Source organism: Streptomyces aurantiacus (genome assembly GCF_001418335.1).
Classification (GTDB): domain Bacteria; phylum Actinomycetota; class Actinomycetes; order Streptomycetales; family Streptomycetaceae; genus Streptomyces; species Streptomyces aurantiacus.
Genome location: NZ_LIPP01000497.1, coordinates 1 through 6,803, shown reverse-complemented (window position 1 = coordinate 6,803; position 6,803 = coordinate 1). Strand labels below are relative to the sequence as shown.

The following is a 6,803-nucleotide window of genomic DNA, read 5'->3' as shown; positions in this document are numbered from 1 at the left end:
GGTCTGGGGGCGGCAGCCCCCGGTAGTGACGGGAATGGGTAGGGGCGGCGGGGGCGAAAGAAACCCCCGGCTCAGCTCAGCCGGGATTCCAGTTCCGCCACGATCTCGTTCACGCCGACCGCGACCTGTTCACCGGACTCCATGTCCTTGAGCTGGACGACGCCCTCGGCGAGGTCACGCTCACCGGCGACGACGGTGTACCGCGCGCCACTACGGTTCGCGTTCTTCATCGCGCCCTTGAGACCCTTCGCGCCGTACGAGAAGTCGGCCGCCACCCCGTTCCTGCGCAGCTCGGTGACCACGCCGAAGAGCACGCGGCGCGCCTCCTCCCCCAGCGGCACCGCGAACACGCTGGTGGACGCGGGAAGGTCCAGCGCCACACCCTCGGCCTCCAGCGCGAGAACCGTACGGTCGACGCCGAGGGCCCAGCCGACGGACGGCAGCGCGGGGCCGCCGATCATCTCGGACAGGCCGTCGTAGCGTCCGCCGCCGCCGACCGCGGACTGCGAGCCCAGACCGTCGTGGACGAACTCGAAGGTGGTCCGGGTGTAGTAGTCGAGGCCCCGGACCAGCTTCGCGTCGTCCTCGAAGGAGACGCCCGCGGCCGTGATCAGCTCGCGCACCTCCTCGTGGTACGCCTTGCACGCGTCGCAGAGGTAGTCCCGCAGGAGCGGGGCGCCGACCAGCTGCTTCTGGACGTCGTCGCGCTTGTCGTCGAGGACGCGCAGCGGGTTGATGTCGGCGCGGCGCAGGGTCTCCTCGTCCAGGTCGAGACCCCGCAGGAAGTCCTGGAGCGCGGCCCGGTAGACGGGACGGCACTCCTTGTCGCCCAGCGAGTTGAGGAGGATCCGGAAGTCGCGCAGGCCCAGTGAGCGGTACGCCTGGTCGGCCAGGATGATCAACTCGGCGTCCAGGGCCGGGTCCTCGGCGCCGATCGCCTCGGCGCCGACCTGGGAGAAGTGGCGGTAACGGCCCTTCTGGGGGCGCTCGTAGCGGTAGTAGGAGCCCGAGTACCAGAGCTTGACCGGGAGGTTGCCGAGTTTGTGGAGGTTGGCCTCCAGGGCGGCGCGCAGCACGGAGGCGGTGCCTTCGGGGCGCAGGGCGAGCTTGTCGCCGCCCTTGGTCTCGAAGGCGTACATCTCCTTGGTCACGATGTCGGTGGACTCACCGACCCCGCGTGCGAACAGCTCGACGCTCTCGAATCCGGGCGTCTCGATGTATCCGTAACCGGAGTCGCGCAGCGGAGCGGCGATCGCCTCGCGCACCGCGAGGTACGTCGCGCTGTCCGGCGGGATCAGGTCGTACGTGCCCTTGGGGGCCTTGAAGGTGCTCAACGGAAGTCTCTCGTCACATTCCTCGTCGAAGAGCGGAGGTGGGGTCCGCTCCCGGGCCGGGCGCCGCCACCTGCCGCAAGTACGGGTTGGTGGCGCGCTCCTGGCCGATGGTCGTCTGGAGTTCGTGGCCGGGCAGCACCACGGTCGAGTCGTCGAGCGGCAGGCACACACGCGCCAGCGAGGCAAGCATCTCGTCCATGTCACCGCCGGGCAGGTCGGTGCGTCCGATGGAGCCGGCGAAGAGCAGATCCCCGGAGAAGAACACGGACGGGATCTCCGTGGTCTCGGGCATCCGGAAGGTCACCGACCCCTTCGTATGGCCGGGCGCGTGCGCGACGGAGAAGTCGAGTCCTGCGAGCTTCAGCGCGGCGCCGTCCGTCAGTTCCCGCACGTCGTCCGGTTCGCCGACCGTGAGCTCGCCCATCAGCGGCATCCCGATCGAGCGGCCGAGCGCCCGCTCCGGGTCGCTCATCATGTACCGGTCCGCGGGGTGGATCCACGCCGGTACGTCGTGCGCGCCGCACACCGGGACCACCGAGGCGACATGGTCGATGTGGCCGTGCGTGAGGACGACGGCGACGGGCTTGAGCCGATGCTTGGCGAGCGCGTCCTCGACTCCCTGGGCGGCCTGATGGCCCGGGTCGATGATCACGCACTCCTCACCTGCGGCGGGGGCGACCACATAACAGTTGGTGCCCCAGGCCCCGGCGGGGAACCCGGCAATGAGCACGTTCGTCCTTCGGTATGTCGGTACGGGGAATGGCTTCGCTGCGGATCAGAGCCTACCGGCGCTGCCGGAACCACAGCGAACCCATATACGGTACGGGGCACACGCAGGCGGTCGGCTCACAAGACGCACGCGTCCCACCTGACGTACGAGACGCATGAGGAGATAACCCGGTGGTCACCCAGGAACAGCGGCGGCGTCAGCTCGCCCGGGAGAAGTTCTTGCGGCAACAGCAGCGGCGTACGTCCGCTCGGCGCAAGGCCCACGCTCGCAACGCGGTGATCGCGTCGGTCCTCGGCGTGGTCGTCGTGGGCAGCGTGGTGTCGTACGCGACCGGGGTGTTCAAGCAGGACGACGACGACAAGTCCAACGCCGCCGCGGAGGCCACTCCGAGCGCCTCCGCCGCCCCCAGCAAGGCTCCGGACCCCTGCGACAAGGCCGCCAAGGGCAAGGTGAAGTCGCTGAGCTACAAGAAGGAGCCGGCGATGAGCATCGACAAGTCGGCGGACTACACGATGAAGCTGCAGACGACCTGCGGCACGATAGACATCGACATGCCGGCGTCGAAGGCCCCGCACACCGTGAACTCGTTCAGCTTCCTCACGGGCAAGGGCTACCTGGATCACACCAAGTGCCACCGCCTGACCACGAACGGCATCTACGTGCTCCAGTGCGGTGACCCGAAGGGCACCGGCATGGGCGACCCCGGCTACACCATTCCCGACGAGAACCTCAAGGACAAGCGTCTCAAGGGCAACGTGTATCCGGCGGGCACGGTGGCGATGGCCAACCAGTACAACGCGGAGACGAAGGAAGGCCGCAACAGCGGCGGCAGCCAGTTCTTCCTCGTCTACCAGGACAGTCAGTTGCCCGCCAACTACACACCGTTCGGCACGATTTCCGAATCGGGCATGAAGGTGCTGAAGAAAATCGCGGGCGCCGGTGAGAGCACCGGCCAGGGCGACGGCACGCCCAACGCGACGGTCGTGATCGACAAGGCGACCGTGACGAAATCCTGACCTCCAGCAGGGAAAGTTCGGTCGCGCGGGATGCGGACAGCCGCCCCGCCGGTCGCCTATGTTGGCCGTGACGAAACTGTGGACGATGCCCGGGGGCGCAGCCGCCCCACGCAGGCATCATGTGGAGGAGGCGCTGTGAGCAGCGACCCGTGGGGCCGCGTCGACGAGACGGGGACCGTGTACGTGCGTACGGCCGACGGCGAGCAGGTCGTCGGTTCCTGGCAGGCCGGAACTCCCGACGAGGCACTGGCCTACTTCGAGCGCAAGTACGAGGGCCTGGTCGTGGAAATCGGCCTCCTCGAAAAGCGGGTGAAGACCACCGATCTGTCCTCGAAGGACGCCCAGGTCGCCATCGACCACATCCGCGAGCAGGTGGACGCCCATCACGCGGTCGGTGATCTGGACGCGCTGAAGACACGGTTGGACAAGCTCGTCGAGACGGTCGACGCCCGCCGTGAGGAGCGCAAGGCGCAGCGGGCCAAGCAGTCCGACGAGGCCCGCAACTCCAAGGAGGCGCTGGTCGTCGAGGCGGAGGAGCTGGCCCGGTCCGACCAGTGGCGGGCCGCCGGTGAGCGGCTGCGCGCCCTGGTGGACACCTGGAAGGGCCTGCCCCGGCTCGACCGGAAGTCCGACGACGAGCTGTGGCACCGCTTCTCGCACGCGCGCTCGGCGTTCTCCAAGCGCCGCAAGGCGCACTTCGCGTCGTTGGACGCGCAGCGCGAGGAGGCCCGCAAGGCCAAGGAGAAGCTGGTCGCGGAGGCCGAGTCGCTCTCCGGCTCGACCGACTGGGGTCCGACGGCGGCCCGTTACCGCGATCTGATGACGGACTGGAAAGCCGCGGGTCGCGCTCAGCGCGAGCACGAGGACGACCTGTGGAACCGTTTCCGGGGCGCCCAGGACGTGTTCTTCGCGGCACGCGGCTCGGTCTTCGCCGAGCGGGACGCGGAGCAGTCGGAGAACCTGAAGCTCAAGGAGGAGCTGGTCGAGGAGGCCGAGAAGCTCGTCCCGGTGCAGGACCTGAAGGCGGCCAGGGCCGCTTTCCGCTCGATCAACGAGCGCTGGGAGGCCATCGGCCACGTGCCGCGCGACGCCCGCCCGAAGGTCGAGGGCCGGATGCACGCGGTGGAGCGGGCGCTGCAGGACTCCGAGGAGACCGAGTGGCGCCGGACGAACCCGGAGGCACGGGCGCGTGCCGAGGGTCTGACCGGTCAGCTCCAGGCCGCTGTGGACAAGCTCCAGGGCCAGATCGAGACGGCGCGCTCCGCGGGCAACAACGCGAAGGCCGACAAGCTCCAGCGGGAGCTGGACGGGCGTCAGGCGCTTCTCGACCAGGCGCTCAAGGGGCTGCAGGAGTTCGGCGGGTAGCTCCGCTGGTTCGGCCGGGAAGCGCCGCTGGGGCCCGGTGTGTTGTTGTCCGCGGGTGCGCTGTGGCTGGGCGCGCAGTTCCCCGCGCCCCTGGTGAAGGGCTGCGCCTCTTCACCAGGGGCTCGTGATCAAGCCTCTGAGGGCCTGCGGGCCGATGTCACGCGGTACACGTCGTACACGCCCTCTACTCCCCTGACCGCCTTCAGGACGTGGCCCAGGTGTTTCGGGTCGCCCATCTCGAAGGTGAAGCGGGAGGTGGCCACCCGGTCGCGGGACGTCTGGACGGCCGCCGACAGGATGTTGACGTGCTGGTCGGACAGGACCCTCGTGACGTCCGACAGGAGCCGCGAGCGGTCCAGGGCCTCGACCTGTATGGCGACCAGGAAGACCGAGGACTGGGTGGGCGCCCACTCGACCTCCAGGATGCGCTCGGGCTCGCGGGACAGGGAGTCGACGTTGACGCAGTCGGTGCGGTGGACCGACACTCCGCTGCCGCGCGTGACGAAGCCCATGATGGGGTCGCCCGGAACGGGCGTACAACAGCGGGCCAGCTTGACCCACACGTCGTCGACGCCCTTGACGACGACTCCCGGGTCGGCGTTGGAGCGACGCTTGCGGCCCCGGCCGGACGGGATGCTCTCGTCGATCTCCTCGGTGGCGGCCTCCTCGCCGCCGAGCGCCTGGACGAGCTTCTGCACGACACCTTGCGCGGCCACGTGGCCCTCGCCGATCGCCGCGTACAGGGACGAGATGTCGGGGTAGCGCATCTCGTGCGCGAGCGTGACCAGCGAGTCCCCGGTGAGAATGCGCTGGATCGGCAGGTTCTGCTTGCGCATGGCGCGCGCGATGGCGTCCTTGCCCTGCTCTATGGCCTCGTCGCGGCGCTCCTTGGAGAACCAGGCGCGGATCTTGTTGCGGGCGCGGGGCGACTTGACGAAGCCCAGCCAGTCCCGGGACGGTCCGGCGCCGGACGCCTTGGAGGTGAAGACCTCCACCAGGTCGCCGTTGTCGAGGGTCGATTCGAGCGGGACGAGGCGGCCGTTGACACGTGCTCCTATGGTGCGGTGGCCCACCTCCGTGTGCACCGCGTAGGAGAAGTCCACGGGTGTCGCGCCGGCCGGCAGCGCTATCACGTCGCCCTTCGGCGTGAAGACGAAGACCTCGTTGCGTGACAGGTCGAAGCGCAGGGACTCCAGGAACTCGCCGGGGTCCTCGGTCTCCTTCTGCCAGTCGAGGAGCTGCCGCAGCCACGCCATGTCGTTGAGGTGGTCGTCCTTGCCGGTGGTCCTCGGCTGGTCGGAGCGCACCTTGGAGGCGCCGGCGACGGCCTCCTGCTTGTACTTCCAGTGGGCGGCGATGCCGTACTCGGCTCGGCGGTGCATGTCGAACGTCCGGATCTGGAGTTCGACCGGTTTGCCGTTGGGGCCGATCACCGTCGTGTGCAGCGACTGGTACATGTTGAACTTCGGCATCGCGATGTAGTCCTTGAACCGGCCGGGTACCGGGTTCCATCGCGCGTGGACGGTGCCGAGGGCGGCGTAACAGTCGCGGACCGTGTCGACCAGGACGCGGATGCCCACCAGGTCGTAGATCTCCGCGAAGTCACGGCCGCGGACGATCATCTTCTGGTAGACGGAGTAGTAGTGCTTCGGACGCCCTGTGACGGTCGCCTTGATGCGGGCCGCGCGCAGGTCGGACTGGACCTCGTCGGTCACTATGGCGAGGTACTCGTCGCGCTTGGGGGCGCGCTCGGCGACCAGGCGCACGATCTCGTCGTACATCTTGGGGTAGAGGATCGCGAAGGCGAGGTCCTCCAGCTCCCACTTGATGGTGTTCATGCCCAGGCGGTGGGCGAGCGGCGCGTAGATCTCCAGCGTCTCGCGCGCCTTCTTCTCCTGCTTCTCGCGCTTGAGGTAGCGCATGGTGCGCATGTTGTGCAGACGGTCGGCGAGCTTGATGACCAGGACGCGCGGGTCCTTGGCCATGGCGACGACCATCTTGCGTACGGTCTCGGCCTGCGCGGCCTCGCCGAACTTCACCTTGTCGAGCTTGGTGACGCCGTCGACGAGGAGGGCGACCTGGTCGCCGAAGTCCTTGCGGAGGGTGTCGAGGCCGTACTCCGTGTCCTCGACGGTGTCGTGCAGGAGTCCCGCCATCAGCGTGGCCGGGTCCATGCCCAGCTCGGCGAGGATCGTCGTCACGGCGAGCGGGTGCGTGATGTACGGGTCGCCGCTCTTGCGCTTCTGGCCGCGGTGCCAGCGCTCGGCGACCTGGTAGGCGCGCTCGACCTGGCGGAGCGTGGCCGCTTCGATCTTCGGGTCGTTGCTGCGCACTATCCGCAGCAACGACCCGAAGATC

At 68.6% G+C, this 6,803-nt stretch carries 5 protein-coding genes; 2 read left to right on the top strand and 3 right to left on the bottom strand.

The window, feature by feature from the left end; all coding sequences use genetic code 11:
* Positions 1 to 71: 71 nt before the first annotated feature.
* Positions 72 to 1,334, bottom strand: a complete 1,263-nt coding sequence (gene hisS / locus AOK01_RS39455; RefSeq protein ID WP_055520385.1) for a histidine--tRNA ligase — start codon at positions 1,332 to 1,334, stop codon at positions 72 to 74.
* Between the two features lie 13 nt (positions 1,335 to 1,347).
* On the bottom strand, positions 1,348 to 2,064 hold the full coding sequence (locus AOK01_RS39450) for an MBL fold metallo-hydrolase (RefSeq protein WP_055520383.1): 717 nt from the start codon (positions 2,062 to 2,064) through the stop codon (positions 1,348 to 1,350).
* Positions 2,065 to 2,234: 170 nt separating this feature from the next.
* Between AOK01_RS39450 and AOK01_RS39445 the strand changes: the two genes are divergently transcribed.
* Together AOK01_RS39445 and AOK01_RS39440 are read left to right on the top strand one after the other, a co-directional pair.
* A complete protein-coding gene (locus AOK01_RS39445; protein WP_055520380.1) occupies positions 2,235 to 3,080 on the top strand; it encodes a peptidylprolyl isomerase in 846 nt (281 codons plus the stop codon).
* Positions 3,081 to 3,215: 135 nt separating this feature from the next.
* A complete protein-coding gene (locus tag AOK01_RS39440; protein ID WP_055520378.1) occupies positions 3,216 to 4,445 on the top strand; it encodes a DUF349 domain-containing protein in 1,230 nt (409 codons plus the stop codon).
* A gap of 128 nt (positions 4,446 to 4,573) precedes the next feature.
* On the opposite strand, the gene AOK01_RS39435 is transcribed toward AOK01_RS39440, so the two are convergent.
* Positions 4,574 to 6,802 carry a RelA/SpoT family protein gene (locus AOK01_RS39435; RefSeq protein ID WP_063792946.1) on the bottom strand — a complete coding sequence of 743 codons (2,229 nt, stop codon included), beginning with the start codon at positions 6,800 to 6,802 and terminating at the stop codon, positions 4,574 to 4,576.
* Between the last annotated feature and the right edge of the window lies 1 nt (position 6,803).